Origin of the sequence: Candidatus Phyllobacterium onerii (assembly GCF_028331445.1) — a bacterium.
Taxonomy (GTDB): domain Bacteria; phylum Pseudomonadota; class Alphaproteobacteria; order Rhizobiales; family Rhizobiaceae; genus Phyllobacterium; species Phyllobacterium onerii.
Genome location: NZ_JAQMHX010000001.1, coordinates 507,740 through 528,562, shown reverse-complemented (window position 1 = coordinate 528,562; position 20,823 = coordinate 507,740). Strand labels below are relative to the sequence as shown.

Annotated in this window: 17 protein-coding genes; 7 read left to right on the top strand and 10 right to left on the bottom strand. The window is 58.6% G+C overall.

Going from position 1 to position 20,823, the window contains the following annotated elements:
- Window positions 1-113: 113 nt before the first annotated feature.
- Complete coding sequence (locus tag PHA01_RS02520; protein WP_271893138.1) at window positions 114-1,172, bottom strand: LacI family DNA-binding transcriptional regulator; 1,059 nt, start codon at window positions 1,170-1,172, stop codon at window positions 114-116.
- A gap of 219 nt (window positions 1,173-1,391) precedes the next feature.
- Here PHA01_RS02520 and PHA01_RS02515 point away from each other — a divergent pair, with 219 nt between their 5' ends.
- The 5 genes from PHA01_RS02515 to PHA01_RS02495 all read left to right on the top strand — a co-directional run bounded on the left by PHA01_RS02515 (window position 1,392) and on the right by PHA01_RS02495 (window position 6,799).
- Window positions 1,392-2,381, top strand: coding sequence for an autoinducer 2 ABC transporter substrate-binding protein (locus tag PHA01_RS02515; protein WP_209997625.1), 990 nt, complete (start codon window positions 1,392-1,394; stop codon window positions 2,379-2,381).
- Window positions 2,382-2,451: 70 nt separating this feature from the next.
- Window positions 2,452-3,960, top strand: a complete 1,509-nt coding sequence (locus PHA01_RS02510; RefSeq protein WP_271893136.1) for a sugar ABC transporter ATP-binding protein — start codon at window positions 2,452-2,454, stop codon at window positions 3,958-3,960.
- Entirely contained in the window at window positions 3,953-4,948 is a 996-nt protein-coding gene (locus PHA01_RS02505; RefSeq protein ID WP_271893135.1) for an ABC transporter permease, read from the top strand. Before PHA01_RS02510 ends, PHA01_RS02505 begins: the two co-directional genes overlap by 8 nt.
- Window positions 4,945-5,940: an ABC transporter permease gene (locus PHA01_RS02500; protein WP_271893133.1), complete on the top strand. Its 996-nt coding sequence runs from the start codon at window positions 4,945-4,947 to the stop codon at window positions 5,938-5,940. Before PHA01_RS02505 ends, PHA01_RS02500 begins: the two co-directional genes overlap by 4 nt.
- A gap of 4 nt (window positions 5,941-5,944) precedes the next feature.
- Window positions 5,945-6,799 carry a sugar phosphate isomerase/epimerase family protein gene (locus PHA01_RS02495; protein WP_271893131.1) on the top strand — a complete coding sequence of 285 codons (855 nt, stop codon included), beginning with the start codon at window positions 5,945-5,947 and terminating at the stop codon, window positions 6,797-6,799.
- Here PHA01_RS02495 and PHA01_RS02490 read toward each other — a convergent pair.
- The 4 genes from PHA01_RS02490 to PHA01_RS02475 are packed head-to-tail and all read right to left on the bottom strand — an operon-like array spanning window position 6,792 to window position 10,160.
- A complete protein-coding gene (locus PHA01_RS02490; protein ID WP_271893129.1) occupies window positions 6,792-7,574 on the bottom strand; it encodes an ABC transporter ATP-binding protein in 783 nt (260 codons plus the stop codon). The genes PHA01_RS02495 and PHA01_RS02490 overlap by 8 nt on opposite strands.
- A complete protein-coding gene (locus PHA01_RS02485; protein ID WP_271893127.1) occupies window positions 7,571-8,371 on the bottom strand; it encodes an ABC transporter ATP-binding protein in 801 nt (266 codons plus the stop codon). The genes PHA01_RS02490 and PHA01_RS02485 overlap by 4 nt, the downstream gene beginning before the upstream one ends.
- Entirely contained in the window at window positions 8,368-9,183 is an 816-nt protein-coding gene (locus PHA01_RS02480; RefSeq protein WP_271893125.1) for an ABC transporter permease, read from the bottom strand. The genes PHA01_RS02485 and PHA01_RS02480 overlap by 4 nt, the downstream gene beginning before the upstream one ends.
- On the bottom strand, window positions 9,180-10,160 hold the full coding sequence (locus PHA01_RS02475) for an ABC transporter permease (RefSeq protein ID WP_271893124.1): 981 nt from the start codon (window positions 10,158-10,160) through the stop codon (window positions 9,180-9,182). Before PHA01_RS02475 ends, PHA01_RS02480 begins: the two co-directional genes overlap by 4 nt.
- 132 nt (window positions 10,161-10,292) lie before the next feature.
- Here PHA01_RS02475 and PHA01_RS02470 point away from each other — a divergent pair, with 132 nt between their 5' ends.
- Together PHA01_RS02470 and PHA01_RS02465 are read left to right on the top strand one after the other, a co-directional pair.
- Window positions 10,293-10,553 carry an antitoxin gene (locus PHA01_RS02470; RefSeq protein ID WP_271893123.1) on the top strand — a complete coding sequence of 87 codons (261 nt, stop codon included), beginning with the start codon at window positions 10,293-10,295 and terminating at the stop codon, window positions 10,551-10,553.
- The gene (locus PHA01_RS02465) at window positions 10,550-10,954 is read left to right on the top strand and encodes a type II toxin-antitoxin system VapC family toxin (protein WP_271893121.1); all 405 of its coding nucleotides are present in this window, start codon (window positions 10,550-10,552) and stop codon (window positions 10,952-10,954) included. Before PHA01_RS02470 ends, PHA01_RS02465 begins: the two co-directional genes overlap by 4 nt.
- Before the next feature lie 7 nt (window positions 10,955-10,961).
- Here PHA01_RS02465 and PHA01_RS02460 read toward each other — a convergent pair whose 3' ends face one another.
- The 5 genes from PHA01_RS02460 to PHA01_RS02440 form a co-directional block, all read right to left on the bottom strand.
- Window positions 10,962-12,578, bottom strand: a complete 1,617-nt coding sequence (locus PHA01_RS02460; RefSeq protein WP_271893119.1) for an ABC transporter substrate-binding protein — start codon at window positions 12,576-12,578, stop codon at window positions 10,962-10,964.
- 13 nt (window positions 12,579-12,591) lie between these two features.
- Entirely contained in the window at window positions 12,592-13,719 is a 1,128-nt protein-coding gene (gene ppaT / locus PHA01_RS02455) for a pyridoxamine--pyruvate transaminase (protein ID WP_271893118.1), read from the bottom strand.
- 66 nt (window positions 13,720-13,785) lie between these two features.
- On the bottom strand, window positions 13,786-14,664 hold the full coding sequence (locus tag PHA01_RS02450; protein ID WP_271893117.1) for a transglutaminase family protein: 879 nt from the start codon (window positions 14,662-14,664) through the stop codon (window positions 13,786-13,788).
- 275 nt (window positions 14,665-14,939) lie between these two features.
- Window positions 14,940-17,342: a circularly permuted type 2 ATP-grasp protein gene (locus PHA01_RS02445; protein ID WP_271893115.1), complete on the bottom strand. Its 2,403-nt coding sequence runs from the start codon at window positions 17,340-17,342 to the stop codon at window positions 14,940-14,942.
- A gap of 22 nt (window positions 17,343-17,364) precedes the next feature.
- Window positions 17,365-20,697, bottom strand: coding sequence for a transglutaminase family protein (locus PHA01_RS02440; RefSeq protein WP_271893113.1), 3,333 nt, complete (start codon window positions 20,695-20,697; stop codon window positions 17,365-17,367).
- Window positions 20,698-20,823 lie beyond the last annotated feature (126 nt).

Genomic DNA, 20,823 nt, shown 5'->3' with positions numbered 1-20,823 from the left:
TTCCCGATAACGGGGTATCTCTCAGCGACGCGACGTCCTGCCTAAACACTTTTCATCAAGACTTTGACGCCCTGCTTCGGTGGGGCGTTATTTGTTCACGCGGCCGAAGCCGCCTACGCTATATCCTTGATGGCATCGAGAGGTCCCTTGAGCGCGGTCCGCGGCGGCACAAGTTCCGGCTGGATGAGGTAAGTCTGCACTGACGGACGGTTCTCCGCCATGATCTCGAACGCCTTCGTGATCATCCCTTCGATATCCTGACGGATCATGATAACCGGGAACGGCAGAAACGATCCGAACGGATCGTAATCGTAACAGCCGACCACAATATCCATGAAAGCTTCGTTCGGGTGCTGGGCCATGAAACGCAGAAGGCCTTCGAAATTGATGGACGAATTGATGAACAATCCTCGCGGCAGCTTCCCTTCCCGCTCGTAGAAGCGTTCGAAAGCGATCTGCGCCATATTGGGGGAGTAGCCGGTCGGTTCTATGCATTTGTCTGAATCGCCCTGCATCAGTTCGCGTTTGATGGCGCGAAATCCGCGAATACGTTCCCGGCTCGCGTGATCGTCGCGGCCGCCAAACAGATACAGTTCGTCGGGGCCAAGTTTCAGATCATCGCTGAAATGGCGAATTATCGCCTCCGTCAGCATGCGTGCGCCCTGATAATTATCGCTGATCACGGAGGGCGCCTTGCTGCCTGGCAGATCGATATTGACGTGTTTGAGGCCGGACCCGATGCAAACGGCATGGACACCGTCGGGATCTGTAGCGCCCGCCACGATCAGCTCGTCGACCGAATAGGAAATCAGCGTTTCCACCGTTCGCCTTTCCTCCTCCGGATCACGGCAGGCACTGACGACGATGGGACACTGTCCACGGCTGCGAACATGCGCCTCAAACGACTGTGCCATCGATGAAAAATAGCGGTTGTCGTGAACAGGCAGCAGAAGGCCGACAAGGCCAGACCTCGAACTGCGCAGCCCCCGCGCTTGCAGGTTCGCGGTGTACTGATGCTGATCGGCCAGATCGCGTATCAGCTCAGCTGTAGTTTCCTTGATCCGGCGCTTGCGCCAGGTGCCGTTGAGAACCGCGCTGACCGTCGATGGCGAACTCCCGGAAAGCACCGAAAGGTCGTAGATCGTCGCCTTTTTCTTCGGTTGATGTTCCATGATTTCTCCTACTGCCAAACACCGCTTGACGAAAGTGGCAAACTAAATGATATTCATTGCACCATCGATTGTGCAAAAATGCAACATCGGTGGTGCAGACATCGCAGCGTGAGGAGGCGGTGATCGAGCGTGGGTTTTCCAGGGCCATTCCGGTTCTGCCAATGACCGCAGCCCGATTGGATGTTAAGCTCCCGTGGGGAGCACATGGAGGAGGAAACAATGAAAAGATTTGTAATCGCCGCCGTTGCGGCATCGCTGTCTTTGGCGGGCGCCTTCACGGCCCTTGCCGCCGACAGCGGCAAGGTTGGTATCGTCGTCAAGATCGGCGGTATTCCATGGTTCAACGCCATGGATGCAGGCATCAAGGAACAGGGCAAAAAGCTCGGTGTCGATGCCTTCATGGTCGGGCCGACAAGTGCCGATCCAGCGCTTCAGGTTCGCGCCATCGAGGATCTGATTGCGCAAGGCGTGAAGGTCATCGGCGTTGTGCCGAACGATGCCAAGGTTCTGGAACCGGTGCTCAGCAAAGCCAAGGAAAAGGGCATCATCGTCATCACCCACGAGTCGCCGAGCCAAAAGGGCGCCGATTGGGATTTCGAACTCGCCTCTGCGACCGGTTTCGGTGAAGCGCACGCCAAGCTTCTGGCGGAAAAAATGGGCGGCAAGGGCGAATATGCCGTTTTCGTTGGATCGCTGACCGTTCCCCTGCACAACGCATGGGCTGATGCTGCCAACGAATATATCAAGAAGAACTATCCGGACATGAAGCTCGTCGGCGAGCGCTACGGCGTTGCCGAAGACGTGGACAAGAGCCGCTCGACGGCGCTCGACCTCATTTCGGCGCATCCCGACCTCAAGGGCTTCCTGGCGTTCGGCAGCCAGGGTCCGATCGGTGCAGGTCGCGCAATCGAAGAACGGCGCAAGACCGGTGAAATCTTCGTGCTGGGACCTTTCTCGCCGGGCCAGGGACAAAAGCTCATTAAATCCGGTGCCATCTCGGGCGGATTCATGTGGAATCCGAAGCAGGCAGGCGAAGTCTTTGTCACGCTTGCTGACAAGCTGATGAAGGGTGAAAAACTGAAAGACGGCGACGATATCGAGGGTCTCGGTGTAATCCACCCTGACGTCGAGAACCATAACATCATCGTCGACCAGCTTGTGCCGATCAACAAGGAAACCGTGGCCGATCTGGCCAAGATGGGTCTTTGATCAGCACTGGTTCTGCTGCCGGTGTGACTACGCCGGCAGCATCAAGTCTCCGATTTTGACAGGCACCATAATGGCGGACATTCCGGGCACGGGCGCGAAGCCCCTCTTGTCGTTGCACAATATCAATATGACCTTCGGCGGCATCAAGGCGCTCAAGAATGTGAGCTTCGAAGTGCTGCCGGGTGAAGTCCATTGTCTTGCAGGGGAAAACGGGTCCGGCAAGAGTACGCTCATCAAGATCATAACCGGGGTCTATCGTCCGGAGGACGGCGCCGTCATCGAATATGACGGGCAAACCTATTCGCATATGTCTCCCGTCACTGCCCAAGCCAGCGGAATTCAGGTGATCTGGCAGGACCTCGCCCTGTTTCCTGAAATGACCGTTGCGGAAAACATCGCTTTCCAGACCGTGATCGGCCGCTGGCCGCGGTTCGTCAACTATCGCACCATGCGTGATATCGCGGTCAAAGCGCTCCAGCGCCTTGGGGTCGCGCTGGATGTCGATGCACCCCTAAAAGATTATTCGATTGCGCAGCGCCAGATCGTGGCTATCGCCCGCGCGCTCGTCGGCGAAGCGAAGCTCGTTTTCATGGACGAACCGACAGCTTCCCTGACGCAGTCCGAAACCGATCATTTGATCGAGATCGTCCGCTCGTTGTCGGCGTCGGGTGTTGCAGTTGTATTCGTCAGCCATCGTCTGGCCGAAGTACTGGAAATCTCCAACCGTCTCACCGTGCTGCGTGATGGTGCCCTGGTCGGGGTCTACCCCGTGGAAGGAATGACACAGTCACGTGTTACCGAGCTGATGACCGGCAAGAATTTTGATCAGCAAGTGCGGGCAAAGTCAGTTCGGGATAATCCGATCGTTCTCGAAGTCAAAAGACTTTCGCGCCCGGGACAATTCCACGATATTTCATTCAACGTGCGCAGCGGTGAAACGCTCGGTATAACCGGACTGCTCGGCGCAGGACGAACGGAACTTGCGCTAGCGCTGTTCGGAATGCTGAAGCCCCGGTCCGGATCTGTCTCGCTGCATGGCAAACCTGTACGCTTTTCCTCTAACCGCGACGCGATCAAGGCAGGCATCGCCTATCTCTCCGAAGACCGCCTGTCGCTTGGACTTATTCAGCCGCAGTCAATCGCTGACAATCTGGTGATAGCCTCGCTTGATCGCATCAAATCGGGCGGGCTCTTGTCCGACGATCGAAAACGACAGCTGGTTGCGCGGTGGATCGCCGATCTCGGTGTGAAGATCGGCCGGCAAAGCGATGCGGTCTCGACCTTGTCCGGTGGCAATCAGCAGCGCATTGCGATCGCCAAATGGTTGGCAACGGACCCGAAGCTCCTCATCCTCGATGCGCCGACGGTCGGTGTCGATGTGGGCGCCCGCGCCGGCATCTTCGAAATCGTGGCGAAGCTCGCCGAGAGCGGTCTTGCCATCATCCTGATCTCGGATGAGGTTCCCGAAGTTTATTTCAACGCGGACCGGGTCCTGCACATGGCGCAAGGCCAGATTGCGGGATGGTTCGATCCGCAGTCGTGCAGTCTCCAGGACATCGAGGCCGCCGTCTATGCGTAAGCTCGTTCAATCCCACGCGACCGAGTTCGCGCTGCTCGCCGTCATAGCCGCCATCTGCGTGGTTCTTTCGCTGACCACGGACAGTTTCTTTTCCTTGGGTAACGCATTCGATCTTCTGAACACAAGTTCCGTCAACATCATCTTCGCCGTCGGGCTTCTGGTCGTGCTGATTGCGGGCGGCATCGATATCTCGTTCGCGGTTGCCGCGTCGGTTGTTCAATACGTCACCGCCCTGATCCTCGGTTACATCGGTGGCGGCGGCTGGATCAGCGGGCTCCTCATCGCCGGAAGCCTCGGCATATTGCTCGGGGCATTCAACGCCTTTCTGATCCACCGCTTTCGCATCATTTCCATCGTCGCCACCATCGCCACCTTCAATATCTATTTCGGGCTTTTGATGTTCTTCACGCAAGGCGTATCGATCTACGATCTGCCCGATTGGCTGACTGAGAGGGTGGTGTTGTTCGAACACGAGATGGCCGACGGAACATGGGCGGAGATAACCTTGCCCGTCCTCGTCATGGTGATCTGTGTCGTTGCGACATGGCTGTTCACAACGCGAACCACGACCGGGCGGCAGCTATATGCCTTCGGTGATAATCCGGAGGGCGCTCGCCGCTTCGGCATCAATATCGGAGCCATGCAATTCATCGCGTTCGGATGGCTCGGGATGATGGCAGGGATAGCCGGTCTGATCCAGGCCCATTACGCGCAGGAGGTTGTGCCCAATGCCCTTTACGGGCGGGAACTCGACGTATTGGCGGCGGTCGTTCTTGGCGGCGCAAGGCTTGGCGGCGGCAAGGGATCGGTTCTGGGCTGCGTCCTCGGCGTCCTACTCATCGCCATCACCCAGAATGGATTGAACCTCCTCGGCGTATCGCCCTTCGCCTTCAAGATGATCGTCGGCGCGATCATCCTAATCGCCATCACGCTGTCGAACACAAGCATCGAAAAGTTGCTGCCGTTCATGCGAGGAGCCCGCCGATGAACACGGCCGTCAACCGCATCAAAGAGTTTCTCGGCCCGGAAATAGCAGGACCGGGCTTGGCCTTCGTGGCCGTGATGCTGTTCTTCAGTCTCGCGTCTCCGCAATTCCTCAGCTCTGCAACGTTCGGATCGGTAGCGTTCCAGCTGCCAGAACTTGGCCTGCTGACCCTTGCGATGCTGCTTCCGGTTTTGACCGGCGGTCTCAACCTCGCAATCACTTTCACGGCGAACCTCGCGGGTCTCACGGTCGCCTGGGTGCTTCAAGCCAATGGCGGTGTCGACGCAGGCATGGCTTCGTTCGTCTTGGGGTGCATCCTGGCAATCGCCGTGGGCGCTGCGACAGGTGTCGTGATGGGTCTGGTCATAGCCTATACGCGCGCCCATCCCATTCTCGTCTCGCTGTCGATGATGATCTTTGTTCGTGGTCTCGGCGAGTTCCTGACCCGTGGTGGCGATATTTCGGGATTTCCTGCCTTCCTGCAGCCAATAGGTCACGGCAGCCTTGCGGGCATTCCCATACCACTCCTGATATTCATCGTGTGCGTGCTCGTCTGGCACGTGCTGTTGACGCGGCTGAAGCTCGGCTTCAACACCTATATGATTGGCTCCAACATCGACGCAGCGCGCTATTCTGGCGTCAACACCCGCAAGGTACTTGTGCTGGTCTACACACTCTCTGGCGCAATGTCCGCGGTCGCAGGCATCATCATGCTGGCGCGTTTCAATTCCGTGCGCGTCGGCCACGGCGAGTCCTACCTGTTGATCACCGTTCTCGCCTGCTTCCTCGGCGGCGTTAATCCGTTCGGCGGGTTCGGACGTGTGATCCCGGTCTTCGTCGCCCTGGTGGTGCTTCAGCTTCTCTCGTCGGGACTCAACCTCATGGGAGCCAACCAGCATCTGGCAACCGCGGTCTGGGGCATCCTCCTGATCGCCGTCATGATCCTACGTTGGCTCGCCGCTCAGCTCATGATTTTCAATCGCAGAAAAGGATAAGAAAATGTCTGTTCACGGATTTGGCGTTCACACCAGCATGTGGACGATGAACTGGGACCGCGCCGGTGCCGAAAAAGCCATTGCGGCAGCGGTGAAATACAAGATGGATTTCATCGAGATCGCACTGCTCAACGCTCCGGCCGTCGATGCAGCGCACACACGCGCGCTTCTGGACAAGCATGAACTGCCGGCCGTCTGCTCGCTCGGTCTGCCGGAATCGGCCTGGGCCTCCGTTCGTCCCGACGCTGCAATTGAACATCTGCGGGTGGCCATCGACAAGACCGCCGAAATGGGCGCCGTGGCGCTTTCAGGCGTCATCTTTGGCGGCATCGGAGAGCGGACAGGCGTGCCGCCTACGGAAGGCGAATATGAGAATATCGCACGCGTGCTCACCGCGGCGGCGAAACACGCCAAGACACTCGGCATCGAGCTTGGCGTAGAGGCGGTCAACCGCTATGAAAACCATCTCATAAATACCGGCTGGCAGGCGGTGCAGATGGTCGAGCGCGTTGGCGCCGAAAACATCTTCGTTCACCTCGATACGTATCACATGAATATCGAGGAAAAAGGCGCTGCCAATGGCATTCTCGACGCGCGCGAACACCTGAAATATATCCACCTTTCCGAGAGCGACCGGGGAACGCCGGGTTACGGCAACTGCCCGTGGGACGAGATTTATGCGGCGCTCGCGGCAATAGGTTTCAAGGGCGGGCTTGCGATGGAAAGTTTCATCAATATGCCGCCGGAAGTTGCCTACGGCCTGGCCGTGTGGCGCCCCGTTGCCAAGGATGAGGCAGAGGTCATGGGCAATGGCCTGCCCTTCCTGCGCAACAAGGCGGAGCAGTACGGTCTCATCTGATCAATCGGGGCACGGCATCGATCAACACCCGCGTCGCTTTTGCTTGCGGCGCGGTGAGCACCCCTTCCGTGGTGCCGTTTTCGACGATACGGCCTTCATCCATCACGATCATCCGGTCGGCGAACGCCCGCACGACGGCAAGATCGTGTGAAATGAAGAGATAGGCGACACCTGTCTCATCCTGCAGATCGAAGAGAAGGTTGAGGATTTGGGCGCGTACTGAAACGTCGAGTGCGGAGACAGGTTCGTCGAGCACGATGAGATCGGGCTTGGTCAGGATTGCCCGGGCGATAGCGACCCGCTGGCGCTGGCCACCGGAAAGTTCGAGCGGCAAACGTTGTTTGGACTCGGTGCCAAGGCCAACGCGTTCGAGAACCGCATCAATGGATGTGTCAAAATCCTTTGGTTCGGCAAGTCCGTGTATCCGCAAAGGATCTTCCAGAATGCGGCGAACGCTGGCCCGAGGATTGAACGCAGCCAACGCATCCTGAAACACCATCTGAAATTGCGAACGCATGCGCCGCAGGGGTTCGCCATGCAACCGCGTGATATCCCGGCCATGAAGTTGGATCGAACCCGCATCCGGGTTTGCAAGCCGCATGATCAGCCGCGCCAGCGTCGTCTTGCCGGAACCCGAAGCGCCAACGATCGCCAAGGTTTCACCTTGCGCGATGGCGAAAGTCACATCCTTCAGCCCTGCCGCGCCGCGATCGCCAAAGCGCCTGGCAAGATTGTTGACCTCCAATACCGGCAATGCACGCGAGGTTTCCGTCATTGCAGCTCGCTCGCATCGATCTCGGTTAATCGCTTACGGCGCGGCGTATCCAACCCGATATGCGTGCCGATCAAAGCTTTCGTATAGGGATGCTCCGGTCGGCCAAGCACCTTGGCCGCCGAACCCGCCTCCACCAGCTTGCCTTTGTAAAGAACCGCGATCTGGTCGGCCCGCTCGGAAGCCAACGCGATATCATGCGTGACGAACAGCAGCGTCAGGCCGCTATCGCGCACCAGTTCGTCGAGCAGATTGACGATGTGTCTCTGGACGACCGTGTCGAGCGCGCTGGTCGGCTCGTCGGCGATGAGCAACGAGGGATTGCCCGCCAAGGCAGCGGCAAGCGCGATACGCTGCTTTTGTCCGCCGGAGAACTCATGCGGATAGCTGTTGAGCCGCGAGAGTGCCTTCGGGATGCGCACGCGATCAAGCAATTCCACCGCCCGGACCCGCGCCGATATCCAACCTGTTCCCAGATGCGTCATAACCACTTCGGCGATCTGGTCGCCTACCTTCATCACCGGATCGAGACTGCCGCTCGGGTCCTGAAACAGCACGCCAATGTCCTTGCCGAGTTTTGGAACATGCGAGAACCCCGGAAACTCGATTGCCCCCCCTGTTCTCGCCGATCTGGGCAACAGACCTGCAATCGCCATGGCCAGCGTGGACTTTCCCGAGCCGCTCTCGCCAATGACGGCCAGCCTACCCCCCTTGGCAAGATCGAGAGACACATCATGCAAGGCGGCGGTATCGCCATAGCTTACACAAAGATTCCGGACATGCAGGTAAGTCTCTGTCATGGCTGCAATCTTTCGGTCCGTGACAGCCCTCGCCCAAGCAAATGTACGCCCAGAACAGTGACCACCAGAGCGATACCCGGAACAATCGAAAGATAGGGCGCGGCGCGCAAGACTGTGCGGCCTTCGGCGATCATGCTGCCCCACGTCACCCGGTTAGGGTCGCCGAAACCGAGGAACGACAATGCAGCTTCGATGAGGATCGCAGTGGCGACGGAAATGGCCGCAAGCGATACCGTTGGCCCGAACGCATTGGGAAGCACTTCGCGGAAGGCGATTTCGAGCGGGCGCATGCCGAGTGTGCGCGCCGCGGCAACAAAATCGCGCTCGCGCAACGACAGGACCTCCGCCCGCGTTACCCGGGCGGCTTGCGTCCAGGTTCCAAGGCTGATGGCAAAGATCAGCGTCGGAACGCTCGGGCCAGTGACACTGATCGCGGCAAGTGCCAGAAGGAAACTCGGCACGGTCTGGAAAGCTTCGGTGATGCGCATCAGTACTGAATCGGCAAGACCACCCGAATATCCGGCCAGCGTGCCAACGATGCTGCCGACGACCAATGCCGCAGCCGCAGAGAAGCAGGCGACCAGCAGTGTCGTGCGCGTGCCATGCAGTAGACCGGCAAACACGTCACGGCCAAGACGATCGGTACCAAGTATGTGTGCACCGGATGCGAAGGGGCGCAGCATAGGCTCACCGGTAATCGCCAGAGGGTCACCCGGCGCGATCCATGGCGCAAGCAACGCCATCAGGATGAGCGCCGCGAGCACGACTGCGCCTGCGCGTCCCTCCCAGTTGAGCATCCGCGAAAACCTCATCGCCCAACCCTTACGCGCGGATCAAGCTTGCCATAGGCGAGATCGACGAGGAGATTGACGATGACCACCGTGATGGCGCTGCACAGAATTACCCCGAGCAGTAACGGCGTATCGCGGCGCGCCACTGCCTCTGCCGCCAATCGGCCGAAGCCGGGAATGGCAAACACACTCTCCACCACGACGCTGCCGCCCAGCATCGCCGCGGCCTGCAAGCCAAGCATGGTAATAACCGGCAAAACTGCATTGCGCGCCACATGCCGCCAGATGATCCGCCCCCGGCTCAACCCACGCGCTTTCAGTGCGTTGACTAAAGGATCGCGCCAGATCTCGCTCATCCGGTCGCGCATCAAGCGCAGGTAAAGCGCGAGGTAGACCATGGCGAGCGAAGCAACCGGCAGGATCAGATGCGCGCCGATATCGGCAATGCGCGCAAGACCTGTCTTCCCCGACGCGACCGATTCAATGCCGCCGATTGGCAGCCAGCGCAAATCGACTGCAAAGATCACGATAAGCACCAGACCTAGCCAGAAGCCTGGAACCGCATAAAGCGCGAGCGAACCGATCGACAAAAAGCGGTCGCGAAACGATCCAGGATTTGCCCCGGCGACCACGCCGAGCAGCGACCCGATGAAGAAGGCCAGCGCCGTGGCCACGCCCATGAGCATCAATGTGACGGGCAAGCGTTCCAATATGACCGAGGCAACAGGCCGTTCGAAGGCTGTGGACCAGCCAAGATCGCCTCGGGCGAGCGCCGATGCGTAGGCCTTGAAGCGGTAAGCTGGCCCTTGGTCGAGGCCCCATTCCTGGCGCAGTTGTGCAATCTGCTCAGCGTCCATGCTGCCGGATCGAGCCACATAGGAATCCACGGCATCGCCGGACGCCGCCTCAAGCAAAAGGAAGCTCCCGGCCAGCACTACGAATAGAACTGGAAGCGTCGCCAAGAGACGTCTCAGGAAAAAGGAAACGAGAGGCGGCAAGGAGGACTCCGGCTGGCGCGAATAAGTGTTGAGTCTAGAGGGATTGCCGGGGAAAAACAAACGCGTTTGCATGAACAAGCCGGGTCGTATATACAAATTAGCATATACGCTTCTCTTTCACTGGATATGCATATGCCGCAGATTGCAAAAGTGTTTAACTCGGGCAATTCGCAGGCCGTTCGCCTGCCGAAAGAATTCCGCTTGAATGTCGACGAAGTTGAAATTTCTCGCGAGGGCGACGCGCTCATCCTGCGTCCCCACAAGCCCGACAAGGAGGCCTGGAGCTCGCTTAAAGCGGCTCTCGACCATGGTTTCAGTGAAGACTTTTTTGGTGATGGGCGCGAGCAACCACCCGAACAGGGCCGGCCAGAACTGGACGACCTGTTCAAATGATGCGGTATGTTCTCGATACCAACGCTGTCATTCACTTGGTCTCGCGTAGATCGGACACTTTGGTCCGCCTCATTCTCGAAAAACGCGAAGGGGAGATTGGTATCCCCTCGATCGTTGCGCACGAACTCTATTTTGGCGTTTATAAAAGCCAGAAAGTTTCCTTCAATCTGGAAGCTCTGCGCCTGCTTCTCACTGATTTTCCCATTCTGGAATTCGATCAGGAAGACGCACGCGTATCGGGAGAGTTGCGCAGCGCACTCGCCCAAACCGGTGCGCCGATAGGACCTTACGATGTGCTTATCGCAGGGCAAGCCAAAGCCCGTGACTTGACCGTCATCACCAACAATGTACGCGAGTTCAAAAGACTGGACGGCCTGAAGGTCGAAGACTGGACGGCCTAGGTTTCCGCTACCCCTTCAGCCACACATCCGACCAGTTGGATACGGCCCAGCGCGGATTGTTCGAGACATTCTGCACGCTGTCGCGCGCCACGGTAATGAAGGAGAATTCGGCGACATTGATCAGCGGCAGGTCGTCGGCCACCTTTTTCTGAAGCTCCTTGTAAAGCCCGGCGCGCTTGTCGGCATCGATCTCGGAGGCGGCATCCTTGATCAGCTTGTCGACCTCCGCGTTTGCATAACCATACTGGTTGGAGAAAGGCACGCCCGCCGGCAGGCCGCCTTCGAGAAGGATCGTCGTCGAAATCGCCGGATCGGACCGATAGACCGGCGTCGCGACGGTAATGTCGAAATCATGGTCGGTATAGACCGCCTTCAGGTGTGCTGGCGTATCGTTGCTGACGATCTGCGCATCGATGCCGATCTTGGCCAGCGCCTGCCGAAGATAGTCGCCGAACTGCTTGGTTTCATTGAAGAAAGGCGCAGGCAATAGCTTCAACTTGAAGCGGTTTCCGTCCGCACCGCGTTTGTAGCCAGCCTCATCCAGCAAAGCCTCGGCTTTCGCAGGGTCAAAAGCGTACTTCGTCACATTGGGTTCGAAAAATGTCTTGTCGTAGGCTGGCACCGGCCCCGTCGAGGACTTCGCATAGCCCAGGAAGATCGTTTTGACGACGAAATCATGATCGATCGCATGCGCCAGTGCCTGACGCACCTTGACATCAGCGAGTTCCTTGCGGCGATGGTTGATTTCGACGATCAACTGGTAGGTAAGTCCCTCATAACCGTTGGAATAGACCTTCAGGCCCGGCACCTTGGAGATGCGTTCGAGATCGGCGAGCGGCACGGCAGAGAATGCAGCCAGCTGGATCTCCTCGGCTTCGAGCGCATTGCCTGCCGCCGCGCGGTCTGGCAGGAATTGATAGACAATCTCGTCGACGAGCGGCTCGTCCTTCTCCCAATAGGCGGCGTTGCGCTTGAGCAGGTAATATTCGCCAGGCTTGTATTCGCCGAACTTGAATGGCCCTGTGCCGACCAGCTTTTGATTGGCCGGGTTCTTGGCGATATCCGTGCCCTCATAGAGGTGCTTTGGCACGACCGAGGTGACCACAGGCAGGGCGTTGCGGATTAGCTGGAATGGCGTCGGTTGGGAAAATTTGAAGACAACGGTGTGATCGTCCGGCGTCTCGACACCTTCGAGGTTCTTGAACACCACCCGCCCCAGATTTTGCAGCTTCTTCCAGACTTCCAGTGCGGAAAACGCCACATCCGCCGAGGTGAATGGCTTGCCGTCGTGCCAGGTAACGCCTTCGCGCAGTTGGAACGTGGCGGTGAGTCCATCAGCTGATCCCTCCCATGAAGTTGCAAGTCGCGGATCAAGACCATCCTTTCCATCATAGGACTGTTCGGCCAGCGGCTCGATGACCTTGCTGGCGACGAAGAACACACCATTTGATGCGACGATGGCGGGATTGAGATTTGCCGGTTCGCTATCCCCGGCCACAATAAGACGCCCGCCTTTGACAGGTGTAGCAGCCTGCGCTCGGGCCCATTCGGGCAAAAGCGTCATTGCTCCAACACTCGCGGTGGTCGCGAGAAAACTGCGCCTGTTCAACAGGATACGGGACATTGTTGCAATCCTCTCAATCAATGGAAAATGGTTCCGATAGAATCCCGCTCAACGCGGCGATGAATTGTCGGGCGAAGTCAGGCTGTGCCGAAGCGCCCATATGACCAACACGGAGCACCCTGCCCGCAGTCTCCCCGCGCCCGAGCGAGACAAGAATGCCATGGTCGTGCAAAAGGCGATCGCGCAAAGCCACATCGCTGATGTTTTCCGGCACCCTGAAAACAGTCGCCGTCGGAGAGCAGAAAGCTTCTTCCTTGGGCCATAAGGGCAGCCCAAGCTCGAACAGGCCCTTTCGCGTGATCGCCGCGGTAAGCGCGTGGCGGGCCCACACGTTTTCGGGGCCCTCCTCAAGATAGCGGTCGAGCGCGGCATTCAGCGCATAAATCTCGCCAATGGAAGGCGTAACAGGAAAAGGCTTTCCGGGTTCCGATGCACCCTTCCAGGCAAGGAGGCTCAGGAACGATGCCACCGGCGCGTCCGGATTGGTTTCGATCTTCGCCCAGGCGCGTTCGCTCAACGCAATCAAGCTCAAACCAGGCGTACTGCCAAGACATTTCGACGGCGACGTGATGAAGATATCGGCATGCGCTTCCTGTGGATGCACCTTCAGACCGCCGAAGGATGACACGCCATCGACAATGAGGTAGGCGCCATGCTCCGCGACGATCGCACCGATGTCGTTCAAAGGATTGAGCGTGCCGGACGGCGTATCGTGGTGGCATAGCGCCACAACCGAGATATCGGGCCGCTTTCTCAATGCCTCGCGAATCGTCTGCGGATCGATGACATCATCATAGGGTACAGCGAGCTCGATGACTTCCTTGCCATACCGTGATGCCCAGATGGCAAAACCCCTGCCGTAAACACCGGAAACGAGATTAAGGACGACATCGTTTTTCGAAATCAATGCGCCTGCCGCCGCCTCGATACCAAGAATAGCCTCACCCTGCATGATCACCGGAGCAGTATCGCAGCGAAGCGCCTGACGCAGCTTTTCGGTGACGTCCGCATAGAAGATTTGAAATGCCGGGTGATAGTCATAGAGCACCGGCGATCCCAGCGCCGCAAGGACTTCAGGATAGGCAGGAACGGGACCAGTGGTGAGCATCAGGGGCGGAATGGGAAGCATGGTGCAGACCATATTCTCGGGATTTCCAGAAACCAAGAAAAACCATTTCAATAGTATGCGGAATATGGATGCCGATTCTCACTCCAGCGGGATTACATCGACAGACTGTTTCCCCTTTTGCGAGCCGCTTGTCTTGAGCACGCCCACAATGGGTGACACATCGGAGTAGTCGCGGCCATAGCCAATGGTGATGTGATCGTTCCCCGCAACCATATTGTTGGTCGGATCCAACTCCTGCCATCCGGCTTCCCGTCCGCACCATGCGCGCACCCAAGCGTGCATCGCGTCAGCGCCTTCCAGCCGCTCCTTGCCCGGCCGCGGGATTGTTCGCAGAAAACCGCTGACGTAACCGGCGGGAATGCCTAGTCCGCGCAGTCCTGCAATCATCACGTGGCTGAAATCCTGGCACACACCCGCCTTCAGATCGAATGCCTGACGCGCGGTCGTGCGCACGTCTGTCGCATCACCGTCATAGGTGAAGTCCGCATGGATGCGCTTGTTGAGATCATTGACCACTTCCATCACTGTCCGCGCATCGACAAGGCTTTGCGCGGCGTAGGCCGTGATATCCGGGTCGATCGCTGCATGGGCGCTCGTGGCCAGGAAATGGTGCGGCGCATCGGCGGCAATCGACCAGACGCTGCGTATCTCCTTCCGAAGTCCGGCAAGATCGGGCGAAACATCAAGCATATTCTGCGGCCGCGTCACATTCACCCGTGCCATCATCGTCACATCCAGCGTCTCGTGCGGATTGCGATAGACGATCGAGGTCACGCTGGTGGAGAAAAAGTCCGTAAATTCGGAGCGCTCCGCCGAAACCGGATCGAACGAGAGGCTGGAGGCAACAATGCGTTGAATGCCGGGCATCGCCTGCGGCATGACCCGGATGTGGTGCCGCCCACCCGCAGCAGAGCGCTCGTAGTCGTAGTGAAGATGAAGGCGGATATTGTAAAGCATGCTAGGCCGTAAACTCATTGTAGGGTCGAAATGGTGTGAGGCTTTTCGTTCGGATACGAGGAGCAGAGGCGATGGAAATATTTATCCATTTTCGAGCTTTTGCGACAAAGTAACCGGGCGAAAAGACCATATCCTCCGGACGCCGAAACGGCTGCAAGCTGCAGTGTCGAACCGCTCGGCCGGGGGAAAGCCCCCACCCGTCACGCTTCTCCTCGCATCTTCTTGCCGTTTCAGGCGTCATTGTCGATCCTATAATGAGTGTACGGCCTAAGCCTTCAGGCGAAATAGGTGTCGGAAATCATATTGGAAAGATTGCCCAATTCGAATTCTATTGTCTCGAGCTTTTCAGGCGTGAGGTCGTTTGCCTCCATAATCGCAAGCTCCGTATGTAGACGCAGCACTTCCTTGGAAAATTGAGGCATGTGAGTGTCCGCATCACGCGCGGGCAGCAGACCAAACTCCGTCTTAAGCGCGTCAAGCTGGAAGATGATCGAGCGCGGATTGAGTGGATCGAGCCCCAGAAGGTCGAGCACGCTGAGACGGCCTGAGTAGACGCTGTACTGGCGCCGATGGGTCATGACACTGTCGCCGATCTCGAGCAGCATTTCCAGCGCACCCTCGGCCGCATCATCCCGCGACAGCGTCGCCAGAATGCGCGTCATCTGGATGCCACGCTCCAGGCGGCGGCCGATTTCGAGGAAGCGCCATCCTGTGAAACGATACATGTTTTCATGCACAAGGCCGGAGAACCCGGCGAGCTTGCGCAGGATAATCGTCATGGCACGCGTGGCATCATCGCCCGGCGAAACCGCATCGGAAAACCGGTGGATCGTCTTCGACAGGTCGCGCAATGCCAACCAGCCGTCGGGCGAGAAGCGGTCACGGACGCGGCCTGCGCTGAGCATGGCGCCGTCAATGGAACGCTGCAGTCCCTTTGGAATCGCCGTATCGAGATTGACGCCAAGCGGTTTCAGGTAGGCCCGCATTTCGTCAAGCAACGGAGTTTCCATGTTCGCAGCTTCTGCGTAGCGGGCATGGCAGGCGCGCAGGATCCGCGCTGTCCCTTCAGCGCGTTCTATATAGCGTCCCATCCACATCAAATTCTCGGCAGCGCGGCTAGGTAGCGTGCCCGGCACATTACGCCGGAATGTATCATCCTCGCGCGGCAGCAATGTATCCTTGGGAACGGATCCACTGCTGGTAATCCAGACATCGGCAGCCTGTCCGCCCCGCTGCATGGCAATCGCCGCCGTGTCCATCGTGCGTCCGACCCGGGCAAAGCCGCCGGGCATGAAGCTCCAGCCGTCCTTGTGGCGCGCTGCAAAAACGCGCAGCACGAATGGCCGCGGTTCCAGCTTGCCATCGACATAGACTGGCGTGGTCGAAAGCTTGACTTTTTCCTGGCCGACCAGTCCGCGTCCGTCCTTCTCCAGCCGGGCGAGAAGCGCGGCCCTCGCATCGGCATCGAGCGACGAACCAAGCATTGTCGCGTCCACATCCTCAAAAGGAAGGCGCGTCGAAAGTGCCGGGCCAACCATCATCTGGTCGAGCCGGTCCATGACATGCTTGCGTTCCTTTTCCTGCCCGCACCACCAGGTGGCGATGCTCGGCAGCGCGAGATCGCGATTATGCAGCGCCTTGGAAATTGCCGGCAGAAACGCTAGCAGCGCACGCGTTTCGAGTATCCCGGAGCCGAGCGCGTTGACCAGCGAGACCGATTGCTGGCGGAGTGCGCCGACAATGCCGGGCGTGCCGATCCACGAGTCGGTTTTAAGCTCGAGCGGATCCATGTAGGCGGCATCCATTCGTCGCCATAGAACGTCGATAGGCTTGAGACCGGAGACAGTGCGCACCATCACCCTGCCGTTGCTGACTGTCAGGTCATCGCCTTCCAGAAGCATGAAGCCGAGATACCGGGCAATATAGGCATGTTCGAAATAGGTCTCGTTGTTGGGTCCAGGTGTCAGGATCGCGGCACGTCCCTGTGGATCGGTGACGAGGCTCTGCAGCGAATCGCGGAAATCCTTGAAGAACCCCGCGAGGCGATGCACGTTCATGGCGCCGGAAATATCCGAAAGTGCTCGTGTCGTTGCCACTCTGTTTTCGAGCGCGAAACCGGCACCGGAAGCAGCCTGTGTGCGATCACCCAGCACCCACCACCGGCCATCAGGCGCACGCCCAAGTTCGAATGCGCAGAAATGCAGGAAATGGCCGCTCGCAGGTTTTACGCCTGCCAGCGGATGCAGGAATTCCGGATTGGACGCAATCAGATCCGGCGGCAGTATTCCATCGCGGATCAGTTTTGTCTCGCCATAGATATCCGCGACGATCTCCTCCAGGAGGTCAGCTCGCTGTGTGAGACCAGCCGTGATTGTCTGCCAATCCGCCTCATTGATCAGAATCGGTATATGCGCCAGCGGCCACTCGCGTTCCTGCGTGCCGTTCTCATCGTAGACGCGGTAAAACACACCGGCATCGAGCAAGTACTGGTTGGCGCGGGCAAAACGCGTCGCGAGCTTTTCAGGACCAATCTGGTCGAGCGTATGGAGCAGTGTTTCCCAGCCCGGCCGCACCGCGCCCGATGGATCGATCATCTCGTCGGCTACACCAGGCAGGGGCTTATAGCTTGCAAGCAGGCCGGAACTTGCGAGGGATGGAGCTTGGCTCACCTTTGACATCGTCGCTTTTCGATACCTGTGTTCATACCCGCGGCCTTCGTAGATCAAGCGTCATCGGAAACTCCGCTGCGGGCTGTTCCTTTCTGAGCTCGTAAGCTCCGGCCGTGTGCCCGCGCGGCTCAAACCGGGTAAGCCTGCGTGCTTCCGCCTCGTTTGAATTCACGGGAAACGTATCATAGCTACGGCCGCCCGGATGTGCGACATGATAGACGCAACCGCCAATAGCACGTCCTGACCATTGATCGTAGAGGTCGAACACCAGCGGCGTATTGACCGGGATCATCGGGTGGAGACCGGATCGCGGCTGCCACGCTTTGTAACGGACGCCGGCGACGGCGGTGCCCTGCACGTCGGTCTTCAGCGGCACTTCGCGACCATTGCAGGCGACGCTGTGGCGGGCAGGATTGAAGCCTTCAACCTTGACCTGAAGCCGCTCGACAGAGCTATCGACGAAACGCACCGTACCGCCAATCGCGCCCTGCTCGCCCATGACGTGCCAAGGCTCCAGCGCCTGGCGCAGTTCAAGCTTGACGCCTTCGTTCTCGATTTCGCCGCAGAAGGGAAAGCGGAATTCAAGTTGTGCCTCGAACCATTCCGGACGGAAATCAAAGCCGTTCTGGCGCAGATCTGCGAGTACATCCAGAAAGTCCTGCCAGACGAAGGCCGGCAGCATGAAACGGTCATGCAACGTGGTACCCCAGCGCACAAAACTCCCCTCGATCGGCGTATTCCAGAACCGGGCGATCAATGCCCGCACCAGCAATTGCTGCGCGAGGCTCATACGGGCATTGGGCGGCATCTCGAATCCACGAAACTCGACCAAACCCAGCCTTCCGGTCGGACCATCGGGAGAAAACAGCTTGTCGATGCATATTTCCGAGCGATGCGTATTGCCGGTCACATCGACCAGCAGATTGCGGAACAGGCGGTCGACGAGCCAAGGCAGCGGCGGCGTGCCCTTGCCGGGCAACGGTACCTGCGCCATGGCGATCTCGAGTTCGTAGAGGCTGTCATGGCGTGCTTCATCGAACCGCGGCGCTTGGCTGGTCGGCCCGATAAACATCCCGGAGAACAGATAGGACAGTGCTGGGTGACGCTGCCAATGTAAAACGAGGCTCTTCAACAGATCAGGCCGGCGCAGGAACGGACTGTTGTTCGGTGTCTCGCCACCGACCACCACGTGATTGCCGCCGCCTGTACCGGTATGGCGACCGTCGATCATGAACTTGTCAGCGCCGAGCCGCGTCTGCCGCGCTTCCTCATAGATAGCCGTCGTTACCTCGACGCATTCGCGCCAGTTCGACGCCGGGTGAATATTCACCTCGATGACACCGGGATCTGGCGCAACGCGAATGACATTGATGCGATGATCCTGCGGCGGCCCGTAGCCTTCGATATGGACCGGCAGGCCCAGGCTTGCCGCCGCAGCTTCGGCTGCGCCAACAAGTTCGAGATAGTCTTCCAGTGCCTCAACCGGCGGCATGAAAACGCTTAATCGGCCATTGCGCGGTTCGACCGAAATGGCCGTGCGCACCGCGCCACCGATTTCACCGAGCTCCTGTTCGATACGCTCCTGTTGTGTGCCCTCGGCCGCAGTGAACGAGGCCACGGTCTGCGGCGCGTCTCGAGGAGCCGCTCCAGGCTGAGCAACCGAATCCGGCAAAGGACCGCGCTCGACAGATGGGTCTACGGGCACGATAAACGGATATTCAGATGGGGGAACATGCGGCAAGGAGCCGAGCGGCAGGCGATAGCCAACAGGCGAATCACCCGGCACCAGGAAAAGCTTGCCACGGCGCGTTGTCCACTTCTCGCTACGCCAGCGCGGCCCTGCGGCAGCCTGACTGTTCCAGCGCTGCACGGGGAGCACGAAACCTGTCGGTTCCGTCAGTCCGCGTTCGAAGACGCGTGCCATGCGGCTGCGCTCTTCCGGATCCTTGAGCTTGGAATTGGAGGGATCGACGTTGGCAGGCAGATTGCCTTCCTTGACTATCCATTCGGCCGGGTCTTCGTAGGCAGGCGTGACCATCTCGTTCTCGACGCCGAGCACCTCGGCCATGCCGGTCAGAAGCTTGCCCGCATCGTCCGGTTTGATCTTTGCCACGCTGTTCTCGGCTGCAATCAAATCCGGATTGACCCAGATCGGCTTGCCGTCCTTGCGCCAGTAGAGCGAGAACGTCCAGCGTGGAAGGCTTTCGCCGGGATACCACTTCCCCTGCCCGTAATGCAGGAACCCGCCCGGAGCGAAACGCTCGCGCAGGCGGCGGATGAGCTTGTCGGCCTTCTCGCGTTTGGTCGGTCCGACAGCATCGGTATTCCACTCGCCGGATTCGAAATCGTCGATGGATACAAATGTCGGCTCGCCGCCCATCGTCAGGCGCACGTCGCGCTCTTTGAGAAACGCGTCCACCTTTTCACCGAGTGCATCCAGCGCTGTCCAGGATTCATCGGAGAATGGCTTGGTGATGCGCGGGTGTTCGGAGACGCGTGTTACACGCATATCGAAGCCGAATTCGACATTCGCGGGTTCCGCCATGCCGGAGATCGGAGCCGCATTGCGATAATGCGGCGTGGCAGCCAGCGGCACGTGGCTCTCGCCAGTCAACAGACCGGATGTCGGATCGAGACCGATCCAGCCTGCACCCGGCAGATAGACCTCGCACCAGGCATGGAGATCCGTAAAATCCTGGCTCGTGCCGGCGGGCCCGTCCAGCGAAACAAGATCGGGCTTCAACTGTATGAGGTAACCGGAAACAAACCGCGCCGCTAGGCCAAGATGGCGTAACGCCTGCACCAGAAGCCAGCTCGAATCGCGGCAGGAACCCGTGCGCACGTCCAGCGTCACTTCCGGTTCCTGCACACCGGTTTCCATTCGAATGACATAGCCAACTTCGCGCTGGATACGCGCATTGAGATCCACGACGAAATTCACGGTGTTTGTCGGAGTGCGATCGACAGTCGCAAGAAAATTCGAGAGCAGCGGTCCGATCGGCTCCGGTTTCAGATAGATCGACAAATCGTCCTTTATGTCGTCGGGATAAGCAAAGGGCCATGTCTCGGCGACGGGTTCGACGAAAAAGTCAAACGGATTATAGACCGTCATGTCGGCAATCAAATCGACTTCGATCTTGAGTTCCGTCACCGGCTCCGGGAAAACGAAGCGCGCCAGGAAATTGCCGTAGGGGTCCTGCTGCAGATTGACGAAATGATTGGCCGGACTGACCTTCAGCGAATGGCTTAGAACTTTGGTCCGGGAATGAGGCGCGGGCTGCAGACGGATCACTTGCGGCCCGAGCATGATCGGGCGGTCATATTTATAGTGGGTCAGATGATAGACTGCTGCGTGAATTGCCATGTCGCCTCAAATTTTTTTCTGAAATGCTTGTCCCCGAAGAACCGTAGCCTACTCCACGCCTTTGTTAAATGTCCCTGCCAATTATTTTAGCACGGAAAAGGTTTGCCGCATAAACGGGCTTGGCCA

Bases quoted from the DNA above. Each gene is read 5' to 3' on its own strand.
- ppaT (WP_271893118.1), bottom strand. From the start codon at position 13,719: ATGGTCTGCACCATGCTTCCCATTCCGCCCCTGATGCTCACCACTGGT.
- PHA01_RS02515 (WP_209997625.1), top strand. From the start codon at position 1,392: ATGAAAAGATTTGTAATCGCCGCCGTTGCGGCATCGCTGTCTTTGGCG.
- PHA01_RS02510 (WP_271893136.1), top strand. From the start codon at position 2,452: ATGGCGGACATTCCGGGCACGGGCGCGAAGCCCCTCTTGTCGTTGCAC.
- PHA01_RS02495 (WP_271893131.1), top strand. From the start codon at position 5,945: ATGTCTGTTCACGGATTTGGCGTTCACACCAGCATGTGGACGATGAAC.
- PHA01_RS02480 (WP_271893125.1), bottom strand. From the start codon at position 9,183: ATGAGGTTTTCGCGGATGCTCAACTGGGAGGGACGCGCAGGCGCAGTC.
- PHA01_RS02445 (WP_271893115.1), bottom strand. From the start codon at position 17,342: ATGTCAAAGGTGAGCCAAGCTCCATCCCTCGCAAGTTCCGGCCTGCTT.
- PHA01_RS02440 (WP_271893113.1), bottom strand. From the start codon at position 20,697: ATGGCAATTCACGCAGCAGTCTATCATCTGACCCACTATAAATATGAC.
- PHA01_RS02520 (WP_271893138.1), bottom strand. From the start codon at position 1,172: ATGGAACATCAACCGAAGAAAAAGGCGACGATCTACGACCTTTCGGTG.
- PHA01_RS02485 (WP_271893127.1), bottom strand. From the start codon at position 8,371: ATGACAGAGACTTACCTGCATGTCCGGAATCTTTGTGTAAGCTATGGC.
- PHA01_RS02505 (WP_271893135.1), top strand. From the start codon at position 3,953: ATGCGTAAGCTCGTTCAATCCCACGCGACCGAGTTCGCGCTGCTCGCC.
- PHA01_RS02470 (WP_271893123.1), top strand. From the start codon at position 10,293: ATGCCGCAGATTGCAAAAGTGTTTAACTCGGGCAATTCGCAGGCCGTT.
- PHA01_RS02465 (WP_271893121.1), top strand. From the start codon at position 10,550: ATGATGCGGTATGTTCTCGATACCAACGCTGTCATTCACTTGGTCTCG.
- PHA01_RS02460 (WP_271893119.1), bottom strand. From the start codon at position 12,578: ATGTCCCGTATCCTGTTGAACAGGCGCAGTTTTCTCGCGACCACCGCG.
- PHA01_RS02500 (WP_271893133.1), top strand. From the start codon at position 4,945: ATGAACACGGCCGTCAACCGCATCAAAGAGTTTCTCGGCCCGGAAATA.
- PHA01_RS02450 (WP_271893117.1), bottom strand. From the start codon at position 14,664: ATGCTTTACAATATCCGCCTTCATCTTCACTACGACTACGAGCGCTCT.
- PHA01_RS02490 (WP_271893129.1), bottom strand. From the start codon at position 7,574: ATGACGGAAACCTCGCGTGCATTGCCGGTATTGGAGGTCAACAATCTT.